The sequence below is a fragment of the Flavobacterium sp. JAS genome, from assembly GCF_020991455.1.
Lineage (GTDB): Bacteria > Bacteroidota > Bacteroidia > Flavobacteriales > Flavobacteriaceae > Flavobacterium.
Map to the genome: position 1 here is coordinate 371,626 of NZ_JAJMOX010000004.1, position 26,116 is coordinate 397,741.

Below are 26,116 nucleotides of genomic sequence, written 5' to 3' on the forward strand. Positions count from 1 at the left end.
ATTTTCAGATAATATTATTTTTGAAAAACAACAGTACTTCCTGTTTCATTTACTTCAATAGAAATGGTATTTCCCATAATTAAAGCTCTGTTATCCTGAATATGTCCAGCCGGGAAATTAAAAATCACCGGAATATTGTATTTTTTGGTTACATCGTCTACAATTTCAAGTGCATTTTTCCCCCACGGAACTTCATTGTCTTTCATTTTTGTCATTCCGCCAATGATAATTCCTTTTAGGTTTTCGATGCATCCGTTACGTCTCAAATTCATCATCATACGATCAATATGATACAAGTATTCATCAAGATCTTCGATAAATAAAATCTTATCCTTGCAATCAATTGCAGATTGTGAACCTAATAAACTGTATAGAATAGATAAATTTCCTCCAACCAATTCGCCGGTTGCTTTTCCAAAACGGTTCATCTTATCGGGACCAATTGAGTAGGAAAGAGGCTCCCCAAACAAACTAGATTTCATAGAACTTATAGCCGCCGGAGTAGCACGCGGAACCGTTACAGGCATAATACCATGGATAGATTTGTAACCCATCGTATTCAAATGATTGTGTAAAACCGTTACATCACTAAAACCAATAATCCATTTTGGGTGTTGTTTGAATTTAGTGAAATCCAATAAATCAATCATTCTTACCGTTCCGTATCCGCCACGAGCACACCAGATTGCTTTAATATTAGGATTATCTAATTGATGCTGAAAATCAGCAGCACGTTGCTCGTCAGTTCCTGCCAGTTGATTAAAATCGAGTCCGATTGTAGTTCCAACAACAGCCTCTAAACCCCAACTGTGCAGTAAGTCTATCGTAGGTTTTAAGTTGTCATCAATATTTTTTCTGGCAGTTGCTAAAATGGCAACAGTATCTCCTTTTTGTAAATAAGGTGGTGTAATCATCTTTTGTTGGGATTGACAGGTAAATGAATGTAAAGCAAAAATAAGAAATACGAATGTACCAAAAGCAAAGCTTTTCCTGAAGTCTTGGAGTTTGTTCGTATTCATGTTTTCTTTTTGCTTAAAATTATAAATTATTTTTTAAATCGGGCTGAGATTAAAATATCAACCGCCATATTTGTTTTGCAATTGTTCTAATAGTAATAGAAGTCCTTTGTCAGCTTCTTCAGATTGTACATTGGCAAAAATTATAAAAGCTTTGTTGATTGGTCCGCAAATATACACTTTGGTTAAAAAAGTTCCGGGATTTCCGTTATGAAAAGAATATTTCAAGTTACTTTTTTCATTAATTTCTGAATTCCATCCAAACGAAAATTCGGGTAAACCATAATGCATGTATTCAAAATCTTCTTTCGTAAGCACTTTCGATTTCCCTGATAAACCTAGAAGCTGCATTTGAGTAAATTTGCAATAATCAGGCAAACTAACATTTATATTTCCTGCTGATGAAAGCCAGTTTAACTTATAATTTAAGGCAGGTTCTTCTGGTTTCAATTCCTCATCATGTCCCCAAGGTTGGTTTTTGTCCTTTAAATTTGGCTGACCAAAATCAAAATCGATGTTCAGGTTTTTGCCCAATTCTTTTACTAATGATTCATAGGTTTTGCCGGTTGCTTTTTCGAGCATAAGTCCTACGGCAACATAACTAGGATTTGACCAATATACAGGTTGTTTTTCTGTAACCGGATTTTGTTGTAAAAACCAAGCGATAAATTCATAACGTTGTTGCTGATTATTACCTTTAATTTCTTCCTGAGTTGGAGTGTCATTTCCGTATGACCAAGTGTTGATTCCCGCACGAAAAGTTATAAAATCCTGTAGAGTAAAATTATAAGTTGCAGGATTGCTTTTGGCTTTTAGTTCAGGATATAAATCAAAGAATTTAGTATCCCATTTTATTTTTCCTTCCTTAACTAAAACCGCAGCAAGGTAACTGGTTACTGTTTTTGTGATAGACCCCAGTCTAAATTTATCATCAATTCGTGCCTTGTATTTTGAGTTTATTCGCTGATATCCCAAAGCTTGAATTTCTAAAACAGAATCAGCAGAAACTACGGCATACGCCAGTTCCGGAATATGGTATTTTACCCGAATACTATCAGCAAACGAACTGTTTTTTTGAGCATTTGTGTTATTAAAAAGAATAAGAAATAGAAAGACAAGAAAAAGTTTTTTCATTTTTTAGAAAAGGCGAGTTTAAACAAGCAAGTTACAAGACATTCTGTGATAATCAAAAAAGAAAGTAATAAATAAATTGGAAATTTCTTACAAAATAATTAAAATTTCTTACATTGACCATTCTAAAGAATTATTTATGCGATCACTCTGGTTTAAGTTTTATATAATGACATTTTTTTCATTGTCAATTGTACAAGCACAATCAAAAAAATATGCAATTCATACGGTTGCATTTTATAATTTCGAAAATCTTTTTGATACGATTAATGATCCCAATACGAGCGATGACGAATGGACGCCAACCGGAGCGCAGCATTGGACTCAAGAAAAATACGAACAAAAACTAAAGAATCTTTCCAGAGTTTTATCTGAAATTGGAACGCCGGAAAATCCAAATGCGCCAACTATTATTGGAGGTTCTGAGATCGAAAACCGTGGCGTAGTCGAAGACTTAATTAAACAACCCAAATTAGCAGACTTTGATTACGGAATCATTCATTTTGATTCGCCCGATAAACGCGGAATTGATGTTGCATTATTATATCAGAAAAAACATTTCAAGCCCACTTCATATTCAAACGTTCCTTTATTTATCTACAAAAATAAATTGCCCGCCAAAGAAGATAAAAAAGAAGAAATAGATGATGATCTTGAACCTAAAATTGAAAATAACAATCGAATTTTTACACGAGATCAACTTTTGGTTACTGGTTTTCTTGAAGACGAAGAAATACATATTATTGTTAATCACTGGCCGTCAAGATCTGGTGGTGAAAAAGCAAGCAGTCCTTTTCGGGAAGCTGCCGCAAATTTAAACCGGAAAATTATCGATTCATTGCAGCAAATAAATCCAAATGCAAAAGTGATCACAATGGGCGATTTAAACGACGGGCCTTTTAATAAAAGCATAAAAATTGCACTTGGAGCCAAAGCAAAAAAGTCTGAAGTTCCGGAATTTGGTGTTTTTAACCCGTTTGAAGAAATGGCAAACAAAGGAATGGGAACAATCGCTTTTAGAGATTCCTGGGATATTTTTGACCAAATTATAATTACTGAATCGCTTATAAAACCTAATTTCTCCACTTATAAATATTGGAAAGCAGGAATATTCAACCGATCGTATCTTATTCAAACTTCTGGACAATATAAAGGTTATCCGTTGCGCCACAGTTTAACCGAAGTTGGTTTTAGCGATCATTTTCCGGTTTATATTTATCTGATAAAAGAGATGAAATTGTAGAGACGCACTGCTGTGCGTTTCTACACAAAACTTTTTCCTTAACTTAGCTACTTAGAAACTCAGTACCTCAAAAAAATGTCAATAGCAAAACCTTTCAATCTTACCAAATGGATCGACGAAAACCGTCATTTATTAAAACCGCCTGTTGGAAATAAAAATCTTTATGTTGATTCCGGCGATTATATTGTCATGATTGTTGCAGGTCCAAATGCCCGAAAAGATTATCATTACAACGAAACCGAAGAGCTTTTTTATCAGCTCGAAGGCAGTATAAAAGTTGTAATCCAGGAAGACGGCCAACGCAAAGAAATGGAATTAAATGCCGGTGATATGTATCTTCATCCAGCTAAAATTCCACATTCCCCAGTTCGTTCTGAAGGTTCAATTGGTTTGGTAATCGAGCGCAAACGCGCCGGAAAAGGATACACAGACGGCTTGCTTTGGCATTGCGATAATTGCAATCACAAACTTTACGAAGTGCTTTTTGAACTTCATAATATAGAGAAAGATTTCTTGCCACATTTCGAACATTTCTACAATTCATTAGAATTAAGAACTTGTGATAATTGCGGAACCGTAATGGAATCTGATCCTAGATTTGTTGCTAAGAAATAGTTTAATTAGGAGCTAATCCCGCTATTCGTTTCAATCTTTTGTGGCTCCCGAAGCTTCGGGACCGGCACAAAAGGATTTCCACTTCTATCGGGGCTATTAGACCTCGTTGATAAACACAATTTATAGATTTAAAATAATAAATATGGAAGATTCAGATGAAATAGAAAACACTGATGCTATTGCAAGTAGTGTTAAAGAAAATAACTTTAAAGAATTAAAAGCAGAAATCGAACAAGGAAAATTAGATTTTAAAGAAGGTAGATTTATAACACATGAAGAAATGCTCCTTGAATTGAAAAGTAAAGGAATTATATAATTAACTTAATAAGTCCAATCTGAGGCTAAAAAGAAATATTTAAATTAAGAATAAGTTTAAAAGATCTTTGTCAAAGTTTTAAACTTTGATAAAGGTCTATATCTTAGGAAGAATCCGTTTAATCCGCAAAATCCGTGGGCAAACACGCACTATAACTCAAATCGTTTCCCTTGTTCCGGATAAATAATCTTCAAACCTAAATCATTCTGATTTTTAAGTTGTTCTTTAATTTTTACAATATTTTTAGTTGGTGGTTTTAAATGTGTAATGATGATTTTGAAGCCTTTCAAAGAATCTTTTCCGGCTAATTCTTCTAAAGTATGAAGTTCTTTCATTAAATAATTTGGAGTCAAATGTCCGAACAAAAACTTGTCGGGTTGCTCGTTCGGGAAAGAAATTTCAATGAAAACTCCTTTTAGTTGTTTGTCTTTGACAAGTGGCGCAATTGCAGTCCATAAATCATGTAAGTCAGTGCTTTTTTCGACAGCGTCAGGTCCTGTGTCTCCTAAATATAAAGCATAAGCATCTCCATTTTTAACTAAAAAAGCAGTGCTTTCAAACGGATTTACGTGGCTTAACGGAAACGCTTTTACCGTCATTGTTGTATTCGTTAACGGAGTTTCTTCACCAATTGTTAAAGTCTGAAAATGATATTTTTTTAAAGGAAAACCAACTCCGGCATCTCCAAAATTTGCCCAGGTCTGATCGTTGAAATAATGGTTTTCCATCATTTCCATGCATTTATTAGTCGCATAAACAGTCTTTGAAGAATCAGCTGGCGAATTAATTATCAAACCCGAAACGTGATCTAAATGTGCATGTGAGATCAAATATCCTTTGATATATTTTCGCAAAACTTCACTAGTTGAAATTTTAAAAGCTTTATTTTTTATGGCAACTTCAATTCCTGCATTTATAGTTCCCGCATCAAGACAGATGTAATCTTTTGTATTAACCGGGGCTAATAAATAAGCCGAAAGATTTTTTTCGTCAATTCCGCCTTTTACTCCTAAAGGAACAACCTGAAAAGCAGGTTTTTGTTCTTTTTGAGCAAACGTATTAATTGAAATTAAAAAGAAGCAAAGCAGAAGACGATTGAAAATGGTCATATTTGAGTAATTTTGTTAGTGCAAATTTCAGGAATTATGGCGAATAAATTATAGTGTATTCCTTTAAATGCTATTAATTAACCCTAAATTTACTTTGATTTTAACAGCGGATTTGAGTTTAAATTCAACTCTAAATAATATCTTTACATTAAAAATATAACAATTTTAACTAAAAAAGTTACAATGACAACAATAGCATCGCAATTTGGAATGAATGAGGCTCTGGAAAAATTGGGCATCAAATTGATAAATGACGGAACATCAACAGGAACGCAAAACTTTGCTTCGGGAGGAAATTTGGATAGTTTTTCACCAGTTGACGGAAAACTAATTGCTTCGGTAAAAATGTCAACACAAGCTGATTACGAAAAGGTAATGAAGGCAGCTACGGAAGCTTTTAAAACTTTTCGTTTAATTCCTGCACCACAACGTGGAGAAATTGTACGTCAGTTTGGGCAAAAGTTACGTGAAAATAAAGAAGCTCTTGGTAAATTGGTTTCTTATGAAATGGGAAAATCATTGCAGGAAGGTTATGGAGAAGTACAAGAAATGATTGATATCTGTGATTTTGCAGTGGGTTTATCTCGTCAATTACACGGCTTAACAATGCATTCTGAAAGACCTGGACACCGTATGTATGAGCAATATCATCCATTGGGAGTTGTCGGGATCATTTCAGCATTTAATTTCCCTGTTGCAGTTTGGGCTTGGAATACAGCTTTAGCGTGGATTTCGGGAGATGTTTGTGTTTGGAAACCTTCTGAGAAAACACCTCTTTGTGGAATCGCATGTCAAAATATTATTGCTCAGGTTATAAAAGAAAATAATTTGCCGGAAGGGATTTCATGTCTAATAAATGGCGATTATAAAATAGGTGAATTAATGACGGCTGATACCCGAATTCCGTTAGTTTCTGCTACAGGTTCAACCCGAATGGGAAAAATTGTAGCACAAGCAGTTGCGGGTCGTTTAGGGAAATCATTATTAGAATTAGGAGGAAATAATGCTATTATTGTAACTCCGGATGCCGATATTAAAATGACTGTTATTGGAGCAGTTTTTGGTGCTGTAGGAACTGCAGGACAGCGTTGTACATCAACTCGAAGGCTGATCATTCACGAAAGTATTTATGATAAAGTAAAAGATGCTTTGGTTGCGGCATACAAGCAATTAAGGATCGGAAATCCGCTTGACGAAAACAACCATGTTGGTCCGCTAATCGATACTCACGCCGTTGAGTTGTATGCTCAGGCTTTGAATAAAGTAGTGGCCGAAGGTGGAAATATTTTAGTCGAAGGCGCCGTACTTTCAGGTGAAGGTTACGAAAGTGGCTGTTATGTTAGACCAGCAATTGCTGAGGCTCAAAATTCATTTGCAATCGTACAGCATGAAACATTTGCTCCGGTTTTATATTTGATTAAATACTCGGGCGAAGTTGATAATGCGATTGACCTTCAAAACGGTGTTGCACAAGGATTATCATCAGCAATTATGACAAATAATCTTCGTGAAGCCGAAAGATTTTTATCTGTTGTAGGTTCTGATTGTGGAATTGCAAACGTAAATATCGGAACTTCCGGTGCTGAAATTGGAGGTGCTTTTGGTGGAGAAAAAGAAACTGGTGGAGGTAGAGAATCAGGTTCTGATGCCTGGAAAGTTTATATGCGTCGCCAAACCAACACAATTAATTACACCACAAGTTTGCCTTTAGCGCAAGGAATTAAATTTGATTTGTAAAACTAATATTCTAATACTGAAAACCGCTTTTCAAAATATGAAAGCGGTTTTTTTTGTGTAGTATTTTGCTTAAGTTTGATTTAAATATATACTAAATGAAATCTAAAGTATTTTTGTTGTTAATGGCAATTTCTATTATTAGTTGTAATAAAAAGGAAGATGTAAAAGCAGTAGTGTCAAAAAAAGACACTTTGAATCAAGAAGTTGTTGACGAAGAATATGAAGATAATGCTCCGGATGAAGTAGTTTTAAAGGGGCTGGATTTTCCAAAAACGGGGGGAAATGTAGAAGCTTTTGTACCAGAGCCATGTGAAATTAAAATGAAGGCGGAAGGTTTTTTAAATGACGACGATCTTAAAGATATTGTAATTGTTTTGCAGAATAAAGAAAATAATACCGATTCGCGCGCAACACTGGTTTTGTTGCAACAAGAAACAGGAGGGTATAAATTGCAGGAACTTTCATGGGAAGCAATGGAGCCTGAGTATACCAGTGATGGATATAAACTTTATGATTATGAAGAAATTTCTATAGATAAGGAAAAAAAATTGAGGATCGAGCTTCAGGGGGTAGGGGCTATTGGTAATAGAGAAACAGTATATAAATACATAAATGATAAATTAGTTCTTGTTAGAATTGAAACTTTTCATTCGGGAGCGGGTTCTTACACCTCGAGTGATTATGATCTTGTTTCTGGAGAAGTTGATCATGAAATAACGAATACAATGGTTGATAGTATGCCGAGTGTACATGAAATTGAAAAGTTTAAATTGAAAGGACAAATGTTATTTACAAATGATAATCCAGATAGAGTTTTAGAAAACATGTATAAGTAAATATTATTAATTTAGATTTTGATAATAAAAAAGGCTTCCAATTTTTTGGAAGCCTTTACTTTTAGTATTACAGTTCTATTTCTTTAAAATAGTTTGGTTAAATGAACCATTAGCAGTGTAAATTTTCGCTAAATAAGTCCCGGGAATTAATCTCGTCATATCAATATTTTGAGCCCCTTTTTGAGCACTTTGAATCAATGTTCCTGACATATTATAGATCAAAACTTTTTCAACTTGTTGGCTAGAATCTGATAAATACAAAATATCTGTTACCGGATTCGGGTATAAAATTGTTTTGCTGTTTTCTGTAGTTTTTATTACTTCCGCAGTTTGAACCATACGAGCTGTGCCTCCTCCCGTATATTCAGTACTAATATAGAAAAGATTAGCAACAGATCCTTTAGTTATTGTATTTGTTCCCGCAGGAATTGATGTAGTAACGATTCCGGCTGACGCAGTATAAGACACGTTATTTACTTTAATTGTTCCTGTAAAGTTGGAATCAAAAACCAAAGTCAATGTTGAGGCGCTTGTTGTTGTGTAGGTAATTGATGTGCTGGTCTCAATTTTTAAACGTGCAGTCAATGTCAATCCTGCATAAGTTACTGATCCTGGAGTAGAGTTCATGTTTCCTGTAATGGAATAGAACGTACTTGTTTTTCCAGAGGTAGTAAAATTATGAATTTCATTTCCTGTTGGAGTTCCGGTTGTTACTGTTATAGTTCCTGATCCCGTAGCCGGAGTTCCGGTTCCCGTAGTTGCTATAGAATATGATACAGTAGCAGTTGGCGTTCCTGTAATTGTGATTGTTTTAGCGGTTGTGTTTTTTACAAAACTAATTCCTGAAGCAGGTAATCCGGTTACTATGGCATCTGTAGCATTTCCACCCCAAGTAAAAACTATTGTACCTATTGCTGTTCCGCTTGCTACAGTTTGGTTATTGTTTGTTGTAGAAGTAAGCGTTTGGCTTCCTGCGGCTGTCACGGTAATAGTTCCTGATCCTGTTGCTGGAGTTCCAGTTCCGGTAGTTGCTATCGAATAAGATACTGTAGCCGTTGGCGTTCCTGTAATTGTGATTGTTTTAGCCGTTGTGTTTTTTACAAAGCTAATTCCAGAAGCAGGTAATCCTGTTACTGTTGCATCCGTAGCATCGCCACCCCAAGTGAAAACTATTGTACCAATTGCTGTTCCGCTTGTTACCGTTTGGTTGTTATTTGTTGTTGAAGTCAAGGTTTGAGTACTTGTTGGAGGATTTCCTTCACCTTGTACAGCCACTAATGAACCGGTGTAATTGGTAAGTGCTGATTTTAGAGCTGTAATTACAAGCGATGATGTATCGTCGACACTATTGTTGAATGTCCATTGTAAATCTCCTCCAGAAACACGTCCTGAATATTGAGTTACTTTGGTTTTTGCAGCAGCGGGCTGATCAATAACTAAGTTTTTTACATATAAAGTAGCATCGGTATCGAAGTTGTTATAGGTATTTGCACCAGATTTAGATTTAACTGCGCTGCTTACTGTTTCGCCTCTTGTTGAAGCAACATAAGCGTCAAAATCTGTTACAGAGCTAATTTTTCCTGTGATATTGTATAAAGGATTCGTATCGCCATAAGCAACAAAACGCATATTGTTAGTCGCATTATCAGCATCAAAAGTATTGTTGAAGGCTTTAATAGTTCCTCCGGCTTCTCCAGAAAAAGTTCCCATTGTTCCTGCATTATTTACCTGATTAGCTTCATCCCAAATATCAGATCCCTGCAATGAAGTAAGCATTGGATGTTTACTATTGCGGTAATAATTTCCTTCTACAAAAAGCGATGATCCCAAAGTTGATCCTGCTCCATATTTTGAAACTCCGTCATAATAATTATTGTAAATATGTGCCGAGTAATAACGAACACGTGGATGACGAGAGTCAGAATGGTCAAACCAGTTGTGGTGATAGGTGATGTATAATCCAGTTGTAGTTCCTTCGCTCAAACCTAAAAGGCTCGCTTTTCCGTTATCCCAAAAGTGATTGTATGACAAGGTTATATATGTCGAAGATTTGTTGTCAAGAGCTCCATCGCCTTTTATTTGGTCAGCGTCACTACCTGCATTTCCATAAAATAAATCGCAATTGTGAACCCAAATGTGGTCATTATCCTGCTGCATCCCCACATTGTCTCCTGCAGTACTGTTGCAATTCATAAAACCAAGATTGCTAACTTCAATATTTGAAGCTGTCTTAAGACGTACACCCCAGCCATTTGCAACAGCATCGGTTCCAACACCTTCTATAGTTACATAACTTGCGGCATTGTTAGCATTTTCGATAACAACGTCTCCGCCTTCCATTACAGTCATGTCGGTTATATTTCCAATTAAACGAATGATAAAAGGTCTTGTGTCTTTTCCTTTTTTGATAGCGTATAGAATATTCTGTAGACCAACGCAAGGGTTTGCACTAGCACCGGTGATATTCATCGAAATGGTATTTTTAGTGTTTTGTGTAATGTATAGAATTACTGCGCCATCTTTAGGAGTACCATCTATTTTGTATCCTCCCGGTATGCGACCGCCATCAAAAGCAAAACCATTTCGGTCTTGTGCTAAAACAGTTAAATTACTTGTTGTAGATCCGGTTCCTTCTGAGCCTGAAATTACTGGTTTTACTTTGACAGTATAGGTTCCAGCTTTAAGTCCCGGAATATCAGCTCTGAAATAATTTCCATAGCTTCGGATCAATTGATCGTCTATTTTTTGGTCTGTAATTCCTTGTCCGGAATAATAGACGTTATAGCTTTGAGCATTGCTAACGGGCTGCCATTTTACAAAAGCAGATTCGAGCCAACCTGAGGCTTCGTTAATTTGAACTTGCTGTGCCCACGTTTGAAACGCGACAAGGAGAACAGCAAGGAAAAGTAGGTTTTTTTTCATAATTGTTTGTGGTTAAGATTGTTGATAATTAGTTAGTTGTATAGATGCTTAAAATTGCAATTTCAAATTGTAATCGATTACACAAAAATATATATTATTTTTGAATTCGTATTATTTTTATCATAAAAAAATAAATACCGTAAAAAAATATCAATTAATTCAATCATTATGTAATAAATTGCATTAATTGTAATTTATTACATAATTGATTAAGTCTTTGCTAAGTCTTGTTTTTTATGGTTTTTTAATCAAAGTACTTCGTGGAATTTTATTTATAGAAACAGTTTTTTATCATTTTATTTAATTTTGAAAGCAATTTTTTTAAAATAAGATTTATAGTGTTAAATTTTAAGATTACTCATAGATTTTCTAAATGAAAAATCACTTTAAGGAATGTTTTTGACTAAAATATAATCAGGAAAAAGTCTTTTTAAGGAAAAACTAAGTACGTATTTTATGATTGTATAAAAATTTATAAGGGGAAGAAATTGAATGGAAAGCATTAAAAAAGATGACTTTTATAATGCTTTAAAATTTAGTTTTGGAGTTGAAAATAAGGCATAAAAAAAGCCTTTTTGAATTTCAAAAAGGCTTTTTAATATAGTTAGAAAGAAATTAATTCTTGCTCGATAATTTTGATAATAATCTTATGAATTCGATATACAACCAAACCAGTGTAATCATTAACCCCATTGCGCCGTACCATTCCATGAATTTTGGCATTCTTTCCTGAACTCCTTTTTCGATTTGATCAAAATCTAAAAATAAGTTTAAAGCAGCGATGATGATTACAAAAACACTAATTCCGATACTCATCATTCCATTTCCATAATGAACAGGAGTGAAATTAAAAATCAAAGAAGCTACCCATGAAATCAAATAATAAGTAGCAATTGCCAAAGTAGCAGCAATAACTACAGATTTGAATTGCTCCGTAACTTTTACAATTTTAAATTTATATAAACCTAAACAAACTAAAAAAGTAACTAAAGTCGCTCCAACAGCATTAACTACAATTCCAGGATACATAGCTTCGAAGATTGCAGAAATACCTCCAATAAACAATCCTTCAAATAAGGCATAACCTGGAGCCAAATATGGAGAAAGTTGTGGTTTGAATGCTGAAATTATAACTAAAATAAGTCCAACTATAGCACCACCAATTGTTGGTAACATTGCATTCATTCCGTTAAATGCCATCCACCATGTAACCATTGCAGATCCGCATAATATTAAAAATAAAATAGCTGTTTTATTAATAGTACCTGACAAAGTCATTTCCTGATTGTAATCAATAATTTGGGCATGGTGTACTTCTTCAGCTTTTGAAACAGCATTTGATGAAAAACGCTTGTTGCTTAAAAATGGATTTTTTGAATTGAAGCTCATAGTTCTAATACATTTAATTGTACTCAAATATATGGAGTTTTTTCGAGGTCTTATAGTTTAGGTTAAATTTTTAACATGATTTTTTCTTCTGTAAAAATCGGCTTTAAATAAAAAAGTCCATCAAAAGAAACTCTTGATGGACTTGTATTTATTTTGATTGTATTTTATTTCAATAAGTCTAAAACTAAAGATGGGAACAAACCTAAAACGATATTTAAACCAATTGAAATTATGGCAACTGCATAAATAAGGAAAGGTTTTCCGGTACGTTCCTGATTTGGTTCTTTAGAATACATTGCTAAAATTAGTTTGAAATAATATCCAACACTAATAATTGAGTTGATAACAGCAACGATTACTAAAGCAATATATCCGGCTTGAATTGTTTGGTTGAATAAGAACAACTTAGCAAAGAATCCAGAGAAAATTGGAATACCCGCCATAGATAATAATGAACCTGTAAGGATAGCAGCCAATAATGGATTTGTTTTTCCTAAACCGTGAAAGTTTGTAATATCTTCGTTATCCTGATTTTTGCATACATATAAAATAACGCTAAAAGCAGCGATTCCGGCTAATGCATAGGCCGCTGTGTAATATAATAATACACCTGCAGATGTTGCAACGGTAAGCAATGTCATCAACATAAAACCTGCGTGTGAGATTCCTGAGAATGCCAACATACGTTTTACGTTTACCTGACGTAATGCCATTATATTTCCAACAGTCATAGAAGCTATTGAAATGATTACGACAATCGTTTCAAAAGTTCCTAAAAGATCCTGATTGTCTAAAGATGGAACCAAATTTAATGCTGCAACTAATTTATAAAGTGTTGCAATTGCTACAACTTTAGCCAAAGTACTCATTAAGGCAGTTGTCAATGCAGGAGATCCTTCGTAAACATCAGGAGCCCAGAAATGAAAAGGAACTGCAGCTACTTTAAACAACATACCAATAGTCATTAAAATCATTCCGATAGGAAACCAAATTGGTAATTCGGCAGACAAAGAACTTTCGTGAATTTCTGCAACATCAAAACTTCCCATTGCTCCGTAGATCAAACAAATTCCGAATAAAATAATTCCAGAGGCAAAAGATCCCATTAGGAAATATTTCATACCAGCTTCATTGCTTTTTAAATTCAAACGCTCACTTGCTGCAAGAACATAAAGTGCAATTGATAAAATTTCGATTCCTAAGAAGAACATCGCTAAGTTTCCAAAAGAAACCATTGCAACTCCTCCTGCTAATAAAAATACTTTTATAGCAACAAAATCTGAGATTTTGGTTGGATGATTTTCATAAAAATTATGACTTAATGCTACTAAGAAAATGGTTAGAATAATAAACAATGATGAAAACGCAGTAGAGAATTTACTCACAGTAATCATATTATTGTAATAACTCTGCTCTAATCCAAATTCGTAAAAGTTAAGTGCCAAAACCCCCAATAAACCAATAATGGTAATTGGAACAATGGCCTTTCTTAAATTAAGAATTTCAAACAATAGGCAGAAAATACCCAATCCTGTTATAGCTATTAATGTATTCATTTTTGTTTTTTTGATTTAGGAAATCTAAAACTAATGACGCCCTAATTTATTTTTATTTAAAATATTAATTTTTATTGATAACGTTTAGAATTGTTTCTAAACTTGGTGTAATCAAATCTGTAATTGGTTTTGGATAAAATCCGAAGAAAATTAAAACCGCAATAATTACGACTAATGAAATTCCTTCATTAACAGAAACATCAGCAAAAGTTTTTGAATTTGTTTCTCCCAACATTACATTTTGAAACATTTTAAGCATATAATAAGCTCCTAAAATAATAGTTGTTCCGCCTAAAACAGCAAACCAAATATTAATTTGAGAAAGGCTATACAAAACTGTAAACTCTCCAACGAAGTTAAAAGTACTTGGTAACGCTACAGAAGCCAATACCAAAATTAAAAACATAGAAGTGAATTTTGGAGATTGTGTACGAATGCCTCCTAATTTTGAAATTTCTCTTGTTTCGTATCTTCTGAAAATAATTTCAGCAGCAAAGAATAATCCAACTACAACAAAACCGTGAGCGATCATTTGCAAAACAGCTCCGCGTAAACCATCAATAGTTAATGTGTAGGTTCCTGCAGCAATTAATCCAACGTGCGCAAGAGAAGAATAAGCTAATAATTTCTTTAAATCCTTTTGTCTTAACGCAACGATTGATCCGTAGATAACTCCGGCAATTCCTAAAGCGATGAAGATATTCATGTATTCTTTTGCAGCCAATGGTGCAATTGGCAACTGCCAACGAATAACACTGTATAATCCCATTTTTAACATGATACCAGATAAAAGCATAGTTCCAACAGTTGGTGCTTTTTGGTACACATTTGCCTGCCATGTGTGGAAAGGAATAATTGGAATTTTAATAGCATAAGCTAAGAAGAAAGCTAAGAAAATCCAAAGTTGCTCAGAAGCAGATAAATCTAATTTGTATAAATCTTCGATTAAGAAACTTCCAGCTTTTTGGTATAAATAGATGAAAGCAACTAACATGAACAATGAACCTGCAAGTGTGTAGATAAAGAATTTAACTACTGCTTTTCTGCGTTCTTCAGCGTCACCATTACCCCAAATAAGCGCAATGAAATAAATTGGAATAAGTGCTAATTCCCAGAAAATATAATATAATAGACCATCTGCTGCAAGGAAAGTTCCTGTCATAGCAAAAGCCATAAATAAAATTAAAGCATAAAAAGCTTTAGCATTTTTGTATTCATTTCCAAAAGAAGAGAATATAATAATCGGTGTTAAAGCTACAGTTAATAAAAGCATTGCCATACCTAAACCATCTGCATTTAGAGCAAATGAAATTTTAGGTTGTGTAATCCAGGCATTGATCAAGCTGATGTTTTCGCCTGCACAAAAATGATTTAGTAAAACAATTGAACAACCTAAAGCCGCCAAACTAAAGAACAAAGCTACTTTTGATGCTAGTTTGTCACCAACAAAATAAGTGGCAAATGCACCAATTAGAAGAATAATTAATATAAGAGAAACGTTCATAGTTGTAAAATTATTTAGCTAAAAATATATAGGAAACAATGGCACAAAGCCCTAAAACAAAAGCAAAAAGATATAATCCGATACTTCCGTTTTGTAGTTTTTTACCTTGAAAAGCTAATTCGTTAGTTACTTTTCCTAATCCAAAAACAAGTGCAGATAATCCTGTTTCAACACTGTCTCTGAAAAATCTTGATAATCCGTTGATAGAGCGAACAAATATTGCATCGTAAGCTTCGTCTACATAATATTTATCATATAAAACTTTTGTCAAGCCAGTAATGTTTTCGTCTGCTTCAGGAACATTATCTTGTTTAAAGTATTTAATGTAAGCAATTAAAATACCCAATAATCCACCTACTACAGCAACAGCCATTAAGGTATATTCTGTTGTGCCTAAATGATGTTCTTCGCCTGCCACTTTTGTAAAAAGTGGAGCTAAATATTCATTCAACCAGCTATTTCCAGGTAAACTGATAAGTCCGCCAAAAGTAGCTAGGATTGCTAAGATGATTAAAGGGAAAGTAATCAATCCGTCACTTTCATGTAAATGATGTTTTTGTTCTTCAGTACCTCTAAAATCTTTAAAGAAAGTAAGGAACATTAAACGGAACATATAAAACGCTGTCATAATTGAAGCGATAGATCCAACAATATAAAGTGAAATATTGTGGTGGAAAGCCGTCATTAAAATTTCATCTTTAGAGAAGAAACCAGAGAAAAACGGAACACCAGAAATTGCTAATGAAGAAATCAACATTGTCCAGAAAGTGATTGGCATTGCTTTACGCAAACCACCCATTTTACGCATATCTTGTTCTCCGTGTAATCCGTGAATCACAGATCCAGAACCTAAGAACAAACAAGCTTTAAAGAAAGCATGCGTAATTACGTGGAAAACTGCTACTTCATAAGCACCGAATCCTAATGCTAAAAACATTAAACCCAATTGAGAAACGGTAGAGTAGGCCAAAACCTTTTTAATATCTGTCTGAACTAAACCAATTGTTGCAGCTACTAATGAAGTAATTGCTCCAATAACAGCAATAACAGTTTGAACATCGGGAGCTAAATCAAATACAAAGTTTAATCTTGTTACCATAAAGATACCAGCTGTAACCATTGTTGCAGCGTGAATCAATGCAGAAACCGGAGTTGGTCCAGCCATCGCATCAGGTAACCAAGTGTACAACGGAATTTGTGCTGATTTACCACAAGCTCCAATAAATAAACATAATGCAGCTAAAGAAAGTAACGGTAAATTCAGGTTTGTTGCTCCAGCAATTGCAGTTTTTAAAGTTGCATAATCTAAAGTAGAGAACATTGAACCAATAATGAACATTCCGATTAATAAACCTAAATCTCCAATTCTGTTCATGATGAAAGCTTTTTTCGCAGCATCATTGTAATCCTGGTTTTTATGCCAGAATCCAATTAATAAGTACGAACAAAGTCCAACACCTTCCCAACCAATAAATAGAACTAATAAGTTACTTCCAATTACAAGTGTAATCATGAAGAACACGAACAGATTCAAATACGCAAAAAACTTGTGTATATTCTCATCGTCGTGCATGTAACTAATAGAATATAAGTGAATCAATGATCCAATACCAGTTACAAAAAGTAACCAAAGCAAAGACAATTGATCTAATAAGAATCCAAGATTGATATGTAGATTACTAATTTGAATCCAGTCAAATAAAGTAACCTGAATGGCTTGTTTTGTTTGGCTAATTTGATTGAAAAAGAAAAGCGTAACGGCAAACGAAACTACTATAACAGCAGTTCCAATGATTCCTGATACTGTTTTTCCTAAGCTTTTCCCAAAGAAAACATTGATTAAAAATCCTAAAAAAGGAGCTAATACTAAAACTAAAGCTAAATTGGTATCCATTTCCATTTATCCTTTTAAATTTTTTAAATTATCGATACTAATCGAACCTAAATTTCTAAAGATCGAAACTAAAATAGCCAATCCAACTGCAACTTCTGCTGCAGCAACAGCCATCGAGAAGAATACAAAGACTTGTCCTTGTGCATCTTGATGATAAGTCGAAAAAGCAACAAATAAGAGGTTTACAGCATTCAACATGATTTCGATAGACATGAAAACGATAATAGCATTTCGTCTGTACAATACACCAAAAATACCAATACAGAAAAGTACAACACTTAAAAAGATGTAGTTTTCAATACCTATTTGATTTAATATATTACCCATTATTTATTTAATTTTTCTTTTTTAGACAATAATACAGTTCCAATCATTGCCACTAAAAGCAAGATCGAAGCAAATTCAAACGGAACCATATATTCGTTCAATAATATTTTACCCAAAACTTTAATAGATTGGAAATCTTCACCAGTCGAATCGTATTCACCAACAATTGGTTTAGAGTTGATAAAAATTGCAATCAATACAATACAAATCAAACAGAAAGAAACAATCGCGCCTAAACGTGTAATTCTAGGTCGGTGTACTTCTCGTTGTTCATTTAAATTCATTAACATGATTGTAAACAGGAACAGAATCATGATCGCTCCAGAGTAGACTATAATATGTACGACAGCCAAAAATTGAGCGTTTAATAATAAATAGTGACCAGCGATTGAGAAAAAACAGATTACTAAATAAATAGCACTATGAATTGGATTTCTACTATAGATAGTCAGGAAAGCCGTAATTACCGTAATAAACGCTAAGAAACAAAATATAATTTGTACAGTTGTTGCGTGTGCAAAATCAGGAATATGTATCATTTAGTTAGCATTATTAAGTTGAGCGTTTTTCATTGCCACGTCAAGAGGCATCACTAATCTGTCTTTTCCAAAAATGAAATCTTCTCTTTCATAGCTAGAAGGAACCAAAACTTTTGATGTCGTCAAATAAATTGCATCTTTCGGGCAAGCTTCTTCACATAAACCACAGAAAATACAACGCAACATATTGATTTCATATATCGAAGCATATTTTTCTTCTCTATATAAATGTTTTTCGTCTGCTTTACGTTCTGCAGCTTTCATCGTGATTGCTTCAGCAGGACATGATAAAGCACATAATCCACAAGCTGTACAGTTTTCACGACCTTGCTCATCGCGTTTCAACTGATGTTGACCACGATAAACCGGACTCATTTCACGCACTTGTTCAGGGTAGTGAATCGTCACTTTTTTTCTGAATAAGTGTTTAAGAGTGATAAGCAATCCTTTCACAATCGCCACAAGATACAATCGTTCCCAAAAAGTCATCTCTTTATTAGAGACCATCTTTTTTCTACCCGATAATGATATAGTTTCTATTGACATTTTTTAATGTATGATTTACGATTCGCAATTTGACGGTAAAATCAAATCCAAAATCTATTTTATTTTTTATTTGTAGCTAATCCTGCTATCCGCTATATCTTTTATCTGCCACGGCAGATAAAAGGAGCCGCTTCTATCAGGGCTAGGCATTACGGTTCTTACAATCCTAAAGCTGCTGCGATATCGTGTCTTAAAATAACAGCTCCGGTAATCATGATATTAATGATCGAAAGTGGAATTAAAATTCTCCAACCTAAATTCATTAATTGGTCATATCTAAATCTTGGAATTGTCCAGCGTACCCACATATAGAAAAATATGAAGAAACATAATTTTGCAAACAATGCTGCAATTCCTAATAGATTAGCAATATTTACTCCTGCATGTTCTACCATCCAGCTCATTCCAGGGTAGTTATATCCTCCAAAGAATAAAACAGAAATAATAGTAGCCGAGATAAACATACTTGCATATTCAGCAAATAAATAGAATCCCATTTTCATGGATGAATATTCTGTATGGTAACCTCCAATTAATTCAGATTCACATTCTGCTAAATCGAAAGGAGTTCTGTTTGTTTCTGCAAAAGAACAAATCAGGAAAATCAAGAAAGATAAAGGTTGGTAAAATACATTCCAGTTCATTTCTTCTTGTTGGTGAGAGATTTCTCTTAAACTTAAAGTTCCGGTCATCATCAACAATGCAATCATTGATAATCCCATTGCAACTTCATAAGAAACCATTTGCGAAGCTGCACGAACAGCTCCCATCAAAGAGAATTTATTGTTAGAAGCCCATCCACCAATCATGATGCCATAAACTCCAATAGAAAGTACTCCAAAGATGTATAGAATACCAATATTAATATCGGTTGCTTGTAAAAGAACATCACGACCAAAAATATGTAATTTGTCTCCCCAAGGAATTACTGCACTTGTCATTAAAGCTGTACTCATGGCAATTGCCGGTCCTACAACGAATAGGAATTTGTTAGGCGTATTTGGGAAAAATTCTTCTTTTGAGAATAATTTCATACCATCAGCAAGAGGTTGTAATAATCCTCCCCATCCAGCGCGGTTTGGTCCTACACGATCCTGAAGGTAAGCCGCAACTTTACGTTCAGCCCAAGTAGAATACATTGCCATAATCATTGTTATAGCGAAAACCACAACAATCACAACACTTTTTTCTATAATAAATGTACCATCTACCATCGTTATGAATTTTTGTTGTTAGTGTTTAATGGAATTTCTGCCATACTAATTTTTTTACGGTCGATATCTCTACCCATAAGGATTGTTTTTTCGGTATCGATTTCTACTTTCTCTAATTTCTGAGTGTAGTTATTTTGATTGATAACAGAATCTTTTTCAAATTCTCTTGGTCCTTCGATAACCCAGTCAGTTACATTTTTGTGTTCAAAACGGCAAGAGTTACAGATGAATTCTTCTACTTCATGGTACTCATCTTTACGACCAGTTACACGTTGAATTTCTCCTCCAAACATCCAAACTGTAGTTTTCCCACAACATCCGGGAGTTGTACACTCTCTGTGTGCGTTATAAGGTTTGTTGAACCAAACTCTTGATTTGAAACGGAAAGTTTTATCAGTCAATGCTCCAACTGGGCAAACATCGATCATATTTCCTGAGAATTCATTGTCGATAGCTTTTGAGATTCCGGTTGAAATATTAGCGTGATCTCCACGATCTAATACTCCGTGAACTCTGTTGTCTGTCAATTGATCTGCAACTTGTACACATCTCTGACATAAGATACAACGGTTCATATGTAGTTGAATATTTGGACCAATATCTTCTGGTTCAAATGTTCTTTTTTCTTCAATAAAACGTGTTTTTGGATTTCCGTGCTCGAAACTTAAGTTTTGAAGATCACATTCTCCAGCCTGATCACAAATAGGGCAATCTAACGGGTGATTGATCAATAAAAATTCTGTTACAGATTTACGAGCTTCTGTTACACGATCAGAAGATTTGCTGTTTACTTCCATTCCGTCCATACATCCCGTTACACAAGATGCCATCAATTTTGGCATTGGTCTAGGGTCAGCTTCGCTTCCTTTAGAAACTTCAACTAAACAACAACGACATTTACCGCCGCTGCCTTTTAATTTTGAGTAATAGCACATGGCTGGCGGCACCAAATCTCCACCAATCATACGTGCAGCCTGCAGGATCGTTGTTCCTGGCTCTACGTCTATACTTTGACCGTCTATGGTTACTTTCATCTCTTATTGATTTGAATGTTGAAAGTCGGAATATTGAAAAGAATTGCTGTCCTTTTTGATATTATTAACTTTATAACTTTCTGCTTTATATTTCTTTATACGATTACTTTACCGCCTACTAAATGTTTCACTTGCGAGAAAGGTTCAGCAACAAAGTGATCTCTGTTTTTTATTTTTTCAGGGAAACGAACGTGATATTCAAACTCATCTCTAAAGTGACGAATTGCTGCTGCTACTGGCCAAGAAGCTGCGTCGCCAAGTGGGCAAATTGTGTTACCCTCGATTTTGCTTTGAATACTCCATAACAATTCGATATCCTCTTCACGGCCTTGACCGTTTTCGATTCTCCATAATATTTTTTCTAACCATCCTGTTCCTTCACGGCAAGGCGTACATTGTCCGCAAGATTCGTGGTGGTAAAAACGTGCAAAATTCCAAGTGTTTCTTACCACACAAGCGGTGTCGTTATAAACAATAAATCCTCCTGAACCTAACATCGATCCGGTAGCAAAACCACCATCACTTAAAGATTCGTAAGTCATTAAACGATCTTCACCATTTGCTGTTTTGAAAATTAATTCGGCAGGTAAAATTGGCACTGAAGACCCTCCAGGAACAAACGCTTTTAAAGGTCTGCTAGAAGACATTCCGCCTAAGTATTCATCAGAATTCATGAATTCATCAACACTTAATCCTAATTCAATTTCATAAACTCCCGGGTTTTTAATATGCCCTGAAGCAGAAATTAATTTAGTTCCGGTTGAACGACCAATTCCGATTTTTGCATAATCATCACCAGAGTTGTTGATGATCCAAGGCACAGTTGCAATAGTTTCAACATTGTTTACCACTGTTGGATTTGCCCAAAGTCCAGAAACCGCTGGGAAAGGTGGTTTAATACGAGGATTTCCTCTTTTACCTTCCAGTGATTCGATAAGTGCAGTTTCTTCACCACAAATATAAGCTCCGGCTCCACAGTGAACATAAAGTTCTAAATCGTAACCTGTTCCTAATATATTTTTTCCTAACCAACCGGCAGCTTTAGCTTCGGCGATTGCTCTTTCTAATATTTTATAAACCCACATATATTCTCCACGAATGTAGATATATGATAGGTTAGCACCCAAGGCAAAACTTGAAGTAATCATTCCTTCGATCAATAAGTGAGGAATAAATTCCATCAAATAACGATCTTTAAATGTACCTGGTTCAGACTCGTCGGCGTTGCAAACTAAATGTCTTGGTTTTCCTGATTTTTTGTCAATAAAACTCCATTTCATTCCGGCAGGGAAACCTGCACCACCACGACCACGAAGTCCTGATTTTTTTACTTCTTCAACAACTTCGTCTGGCGTAAGTGTTTTCAAAGCTTTTTCTACAGAAGCATAACCACCATTTTGGCGATATACTTCGTAGGTTTTAATACCTGGAACATTGATTTTATCTAATAATATTTTCTGTGACATATTATTTATCGTGTAATATTATTTTATCATCTCTACAATCAGCAATTAACTGATCGATTTTTTCTTCTGTCAATTTTTCTTTGTAGAAATCTCCCAACTGCATCATCGGAGCATATCCGCAAGCACCTAAACATTCTACACCAGCAATGGTAAACATTCCGTCTGGAGTTGTTTCTCCCATTTTAATGCCTAATTTTTCAGAAGTATAATCCATTAAATTTTCAGCACCATTTAAACAACAACAAGAAGTTTGGCAGAATTCGAACATGTATTTTCCAATTGGTTTTTGGTTGTACATGGTATAAAAAGTAACCACTTCGTAAACTTCAATTGGTTTGATGTGCAAAATTTCAGCAACTTTATCCTGCAACTCAGTACTTAACCAGTTGTCGTGAGCATCTTGCACTTCGTGCAAAACAGGTAACAAAGCTGATTTTCTTTTGTCCTCAGGATAATGACTGATTAATTCATTGATGCGAGCCATCAATGCTTCAGTCATGTTTATTTCTTGTTTGTAATGTTTTCTTTCCATTCTTAATTTTAGATTTTAGATTTCTGATTTTAGATTTTTCAATCTGCAACCTATAATCTACATTCTGCAATCTTTTAATTTTAGATTTCTGATTTTAGATTGTTTTTAATCTACATTCTAAAATCTAAAATCGACAATATTTTTAGGCGTCTAATTCTCCAGCAATAACATTTAAACTTGATAGGATAACAATTGCATCAGATAATAAAGAACCTTTAATCATTTCAGGATATGCCTGATAATAAATGAAACAAGGTCTTCTGAAATGTAATCTGTATGGAGTTCTGCTTCCGTCTGTAACTAAATAAAATCCTAGTTCTCCATTTCCTCCTTCAACTGGGTGGTAAATTTCTGCAACTGGTACAGGAACTTCTCCCATTACGATCTTAAAATGGTAAATTAAAGATTCCATAGAAGTGTAAACATCTTCTTTTGGAGGAAGGTAGTAATCCGGAACTTCAGCATGGTATTCGTTTCCGGCCGGCATTTTAGCCAAAGCCTGACGAATAATGCTTAAACTTTCCCAAACTTCAGCATTACGAACACAGAAACGATCGTAAGTGTCACCTGATTTTCCAACAGGAACAACAAAATCGAAATCTTCGTAAGATGAATAGGGTTGTGCAACACGAACGTCATAATCAACTCCGGCAGCACGTAAGTTTGGACCTGTAAATCCGTATGCCATTGCTTGTTCTGCTGAGATTGCACCTACGTCTACAGTTCTATCAAGGAAAATTCTGTTTCTTTCAAATAAGTTTACAAATTCTTGCCAAGCGGCAGGAAAATCTTGTAAAAACACATCTAATTTGCGGAATGCTTCTGGTGACCAATCTCTTTCGAAACCACCAATTCTTCCCATATTTGTTGTTAAACGAGCACCACAAATTTCTTCGTAGATCTCGTAAACTTTTTCTCTAAATTGAAAAACGTATAAGAAACCAGTATATGCACCAGTATCTACACCTAGAATCGAGTTACAGATTAAGTGGTCTGTAATACGAGCCAATTCCATTACGATTACTCTTAAATACTGTGCTCTTTTAGGAACTTCAATATTTAATAATTTTTCTAAAGTCATCCACCATCCCATATTATTAATAGGAGAGGAGCAATAGTTCATACGGTCAGTAAGAGGAGTAATTTGATAAAAAGGACGATTTTCGGCGATTTTTTCGAAAGCTCTGTGGATATAACCAATAGTTGGTTCAGCCTCAAGAATTCTTTCACCATCCATCAACAGGATATTTTGAAAAATACCGTGAGTCGCCGGGTGCGTAGGACCTAAATTTAGCACTGAAAGTTCACTTCCGTCTTCGTTTAGTTTATCCTTAATTATTTTAGCATATCGATGCTCTGGTGGTAATAATAGTTCTGACATTTTATAATGTTGAATTATTTATTTTTTAGCAATTTGTTGTTGTTCTTCCAAAGAATCTGTCGTCTTTATCTGTTCTTCCGCTGTCTTCCATTGGGAATTCTTTTCGCATCGGGAAAGATATCATTTCGTCCATATTCAAAATACGTTTCAATTGTGGATGTCCAATAAAGTTAATCCCGTAGAAATCGTACGTTTCTCTTTCCATCCAATTTGAACTTAAGAAAATGTTTGAAATGGTTTTGATCTCTGGTTTTTCACCGTTTAAGAATACTTTGATTCTAATACGTTTGTTTTCGTACCAGTTGTGTAAATGGTATACGATTGCAAACTGACGCTCTGTTTCGTTGTCCGGATAATGAACACCGCATAAATCGGTTAAAAAGTGGAAACGTAAATCAGAATCGTTTTTCAAAAAAAGAATCAGGGCTGTGATTTTGTCAGCAGAAGTTTCTAGTGAAAAAATATCTCTTTCTTGTTGAAAGTTAAAAACACTTGTGTCAAATGTTTCTGTAAGTTTATCTTGAATCAGGGTATTTTCTAAAGCCATCTTATGAAATATTATATGAAGCTAGTAATTCTTGGTATTCTGGAGAGCTTCTGCGTCTAACAGATTCGCTTCTTACCAATTCTTGAAGTTTCATTACTCCATCAACAATTTGCTCTGGTCTTGGCGGACATCCCGGAACGTAAACGTCAACCGGAATTACTTTGTCAATTCCTTGTAAAACTGAATAAGTATCGAAGATTCCACCTGATGAAGCACAGGCTCCAACTGCAATTACCCAGCGAGGTTCAGACATTTGTTCGTAAACTTGTCTTAAAATAGGTGCCATTTTTTTAGAAATAGTTCCCATTACCATCAACATATCTGCCTGACGAGGAGAGAAACTCACACGCTCAGAACCAAATCGTGCTAAATCGTAATGTGACGCCATTGTAGCCATGAATTCGATACCACAGCATGAAGTTGCAAAAGGTAATGGCCATAATGAATTGGCTCTTGCTAAACCTACAACATCATTTAGTTTTGTAGCGAAGAAACCTTCTCCTACAACTCCTTCCGGCGGCGCAACCATATTTACATTTGAATCGCTCATTTTATTTTAGATTTCTGATTTTAGATTTTAGATTTGGGAAATCGTAAAAGTTAAAATCAATTTTTTTAATCAGTATATTAATTCGAAGAAATCAAATTTCAAATTGTGGTTTTATTTAAGCTCAGACATTAGCTAATTCTTAAATCTAAAAGTATCAATTTAAAATCTAAAATCGTGTTATTCCCAGTCTAATGCTTTTTTCTTGATGATGTAGAAAAAGCCAACTAAAAGAAGTGACATAAATACGATCATCTTAAGCATTCCTTCAATTCCTAATTCTTTGAAGTTTACTGCCCATGGATAAAGGAAAATTACCTCTACGTCAAACAATACAAACAAAATAGCAACAAGGAAATATTTTACTGAAAAAGGGATACGTGCGTTACCAACAGATTCGACACCACACTCAAAGTTTTTATCTTTTACTTCAGAACTTCTTTTTGGTCCTAATTTTCCAGAAATAATGATTGTTCCTACCACAAATCCAATAGCTAAAATTGCTTGCATTAAAATAGGAATGTAACTGTATTGATCAGATTGCATAAACTTAGGTTTTTTACTTAAAGAATAAGCCACAAAGATAACTTTCAACTCTGTAAATCACAAGCTAAAAAAGGATTTAAGTGTGTAACAAAAGGGTTAATATTTGTAATTTTTATTGATTATAAATAACAACTTGTTATTTTAAGTTTTTTTTAAGATTTGAGCAAAA

24 protein-coding genes are annotated in these 26,116 nt (G+C 34.5%); 5 read left to right on the forward strand and 19 right to left on the reverse strand.

From position 1 onward, the window contains the following. Positions 1-14: 14 nt before the first annotated feature. Together LPB88_RS07575 and LPB88_RS07580 are read right to left on the reverse strand one after the other, a co-directional pair. The gene (locus tag LPB88_RS07575; RefSeq protein WP_230714185.1) at positions 15-914 is read right to left on the reverse strand and encodes an LD-carboxypeptidase; all 900 of its coding nucleotides are present in this window, start codon (positions 912-914) and stop codon (positions 15-17) included. A 162-nt stretch (positions 915-1,076) separates the two neighbouring features. Then, positions 1,077-2,150: a serine hydrolase gene (locus tag LPB88_RS07580; RefSeq protein ID WP_230714187.1), complete on the reverse strand. Its 1,074-nt coding sequence runs from the start codon at positions 2,148-2,150 to the stop codon at positions 1,077-1,079. Positions 2,151-2,316: 166 nt separating this feature from the next. Between LPB88_RS07580 and LPB88_RS07585 the strand changes: the two genes are divergently transcribed. The 3 genes from LPB88_RS07585 to LPB88_RS07595 all read left to right on the forward strand — a co-directional run bounded on the left by LPB88_RS07585 (position 2,317) and on the right by LPB88_RS07595 (position 4,321). Then, a complete protein-coding gene (locus LPB88_RS07585; protein WP_370635821.1) occupies positions 2,317-3,390 on the forward strand; it encodes an endonuclease/exonuclease/phosphatase family protein in 1,074 nt (357 codons plus the stop codon). Positions 3,391-3,465: 75 nt separating this feature from the next. Beyond that, positions 3,466-4,005, forward strand: coding sequence for a 3-hydroxyanthranilate 3,4-dioxygenase (locus LPB88_RS07590; protein ID WP_230714190.1), 540 nt, complete (start codon positions 3,466-3,468; stop codon positions 4,003-4,005). 142 nt (positions 4,006-4,147) lie between these two features. Then, positions 4,148-4,321, forward strand: coding sequence for a hypothetical protein (locus LPB88_RS07595; protein ID WP_230714192.1), 174 nt, complete (start codon positions 4,148-4,150; stop codon positions 4,319-4,321). 149 nt (positions 4,322-4,470) lie between these two features. Here LPB88_RS07595 and LPB88_RS07600 read toward each other — a convergent pair whose 3' ends face one another. Beyond that, positions 4,471-5,430, reverse strand: coding sequence for an MBL fold metallo-hydrolase (locus tag LPB88_RS07600; RefSeq protein WP_230714194.1), 960 nt, complete (start codon positions 5,428-5,430; stop codon positions 4,471-4,473). Between the two features lie 183 nt (positions 5,431-5,613). On the opposite strand from LPB88_RS07600, the gene LPB88_RS07605 reads away from it, so the two are divergent. After that, positions 5,614-7,167, forward strand: a complete 1,554-nt coding sequence (locus LPB88_RS07605; RefSeq protein WP_230714196.1) for an aldehyde dehydrogenase family protein — start codon at positions 5,614-5,616, stop codon at positions 7,165-7,167. Positions 7,168-7,262: 95 nt separating this feature from the next. Further along, a complete protein-coding gene (locus LPB88_RS07610) occupies positions 7,263-8,003 on the forward strand; it encodes a hypothetical protein (RefSeq protein ID WP_230714198.1) in 741 nt (246 codons plus the stop codon). 75 nt (positions 8,004-8,078) lie between these two features. Here LPB88_RS07610 and LPB88_RS07615 read toward each other — a convergent pair whose 3' ends face one another. The 16 genes from LPB88_RS07615 to LPB88_RS07690 form a co-directional block, all read right to left on the reverse strand. Then, the gene (locus tag LPB88_RS07615) at positions 8,079-10,925 is read right to left on the reverse strand and encodes a T9SS type A sorting domain-containing protein (RefSeq protein ID WP_230714200.1); all 2,847 of its coding nucleotides are present in this window, start codon (positions 10,923-10,925) and stop codon (positions 8,079-8,081) included. Between the two features lie 615 nt (positions 10,926-11,540). Beyond that, positions 11,541-12,314 carry a Bax inhibitor-1/YccA family protein gene (locus LPB88_RS07620; protein WP_230714202.1) on the reverse strand — a complete coding sequence of 258 codons (774 nt, stop codon included), beginning with the start codon at positions 12,312-12,314 and terminating at the stop codon, positions 11,541-11,543. A 164-nt stretch (positions 12,315-12,478) separates the two neighbouring features. Further along, positions 12,479-13,870: an NADH-quinone oxidoreductase subunit N gene (locus tag LPB88_RS07625; protein WP_230714204.1), complete on the reverse strand. Its 1,392-nt coding sequence runs from the start codon at positions 13,868-13,870 to the stop codon at positions 12,479-12,481. Positions 13,871-13,934: 64 nt separating this feature from the next. Further along, positions 13,935-15,374 (reverse strand): NuoM family protein, encoded by a 1,440-nt coding sequence (locus tag LPB88_RS07630; RefSeq protein ID WP_230714206.1) that lies wholly within the window; start codon positions 15,372-15,374, stop codon positions 13,935-13,937. Between the two features lie 10 nt (positions 15,375-15,384). Continuing rightward, complete coding sequence (nuoL, locus tag LPB88_RS07635) at positions 15,385-17,268, reverse strand: NADH-quinone oxidoreductase subunit L (RefSeq protein WP_230714208.1); 1,884 nt, start codon at positions 17,266-17,268, stop codon at positions 15,385-15,387. A gap of 6 nt (positions 17,269-17,274) precedes the next feature. Continuing rightward, a complete protein-coding gene (gene nuoK, locus LPB88_RS07640) occupies positions 17,275-17,595 on the reverse strand; it encodes an NADH-quinone oxidoreductase subunit NuoK (protein WP_017494599.1) in 321 nt (106 codons plus the stop codon). Beyond that, positions 17,595-18,134 (reverse strand): NADH-quinone oxidoreductase subunit J, encoded by a 540-nt coding sequence (locus LPB88_RS07645; protein ID WP_230714214.1) that lies wholly within the window; start codon positions 18,132-18,134, stop codon positions 17,595-17,597. Before LPB88_RS07645 ends, nuoK begins: the two co-directional genes overlap by 1 nt. Continuing rightward, positions 18,135-18,680, reverse strand: a complete 546-nt coding sequence (locus LPB88_RS07650) for an NADH-quinone oxidoreductase subunit I (RefSeq protein WP_110835900.1) — start codon at positions 18,678-18,680, stop codon at positions 18,135-18,137. A 158-nt stretch (positions 18,681-18,838) separates the two neighbouring features. After that, positions 18,839-19,894, reverse strand: a complete 1,056-nt coding sequence (gene nuoH, locus LPB88_RS07655; RefSeq protein ID WP_230714216.1) for an NADH-quinone oxidoreductase subunit NuoH — start codon at positions 19,892-19,894, stop codon at positions 18,839-18,841. A 2-nt stretch (positions 19,895-19,896) separates the two neighbouring features. Beyond that, the gene (locus LPB88_RS07660) at positions 19,897-20,928 is read right to left on the reverse strand and encodes a 2Fe-2S iron-sulfur cluster-binding protein (protein WP_230714218.1); all 1,032 of its coding nucleotides are present in this window, start codon (positions 20,926-20,928) and stop codon (positions 19,897-19,899) included. 95 nt (positions 20,929-21,023) lie between these two features. After that, positions 21,024-22,394 carry an NADH-quinone oxidoreductase subunit NuoF gene (nuoF, locus tag LPB88_RS07665; RefSeq protein ID WP_089350078.1) on the reverse strand — a complete coding sequence of 457 codons (1,371 nt, stop codon included), beginning with the start codon at positions 22,392-22,394 and terminating at the stop codon, positions 21,024-21,026. A gap of 1 nt (position 22,395) precedes the next feature. Next, positions 22,396-22,926: an NAD(P)H-dependent oxidoreductase subunit E gene (nuoE, locus tag LPB88_RS07670; RefSeq protein ID WP_230714220.1), complete on the reverse strand. Its 531-nt coding sequence runs from the start codon at positions 22,924-22,926 to the stop codon at positions 22,396-22,398. Positions 22,927-23,068: 142 nt separating this feature from the next. Next, a complete protein-coding gene (locus tag LPB88_RS07675; RefSeq protein WP_230714222.1) occupies positions 23,069-24,307 on the reverse strand; it encodes an NADH-quinone oxidoreductase subunit D in 1,239 nt (412 codons plus the stop codon). Positions 24,308-24,332: 25 nt separating this feature from the next. After that, complete coding sequence (locus tag LPB88_RS07680; protein WP_230714224.1) at positions 24,333-24,854, reverse strand: NADH-quinone oxidoreductase subunit C; 522 nt, start codon at positions 24,852-24,854, stop codon at positions 24,333-24,335. A gap of 1 nt (position 24,855) precedes the next feature. After that, positions 24,856-25,404, reverse strand: coding sequence for an NADH-quinone oxidoreductase subunit B (locus tag LPB88_RS07685; RefSeq protein ID WP_029271568.1), 549 nt, complete (start codon positions 25,402-25,404; stop codon positions 24,856-24,858). A gap of 177 nt (positions 25,405-25,581) precedes the next feature. After that, a complete protein-coding gene (locus LPB88_RS07690) occupies positions 25,582-25,947 on the reverse strand; it encodes an NADH-quinone oxidoreductase subunit A (protein WP_230714226.1) in 366 nt (121 codons plus the stop codon). Positions 25,948-26,116 lie beyond the last annotated feature (169 nt).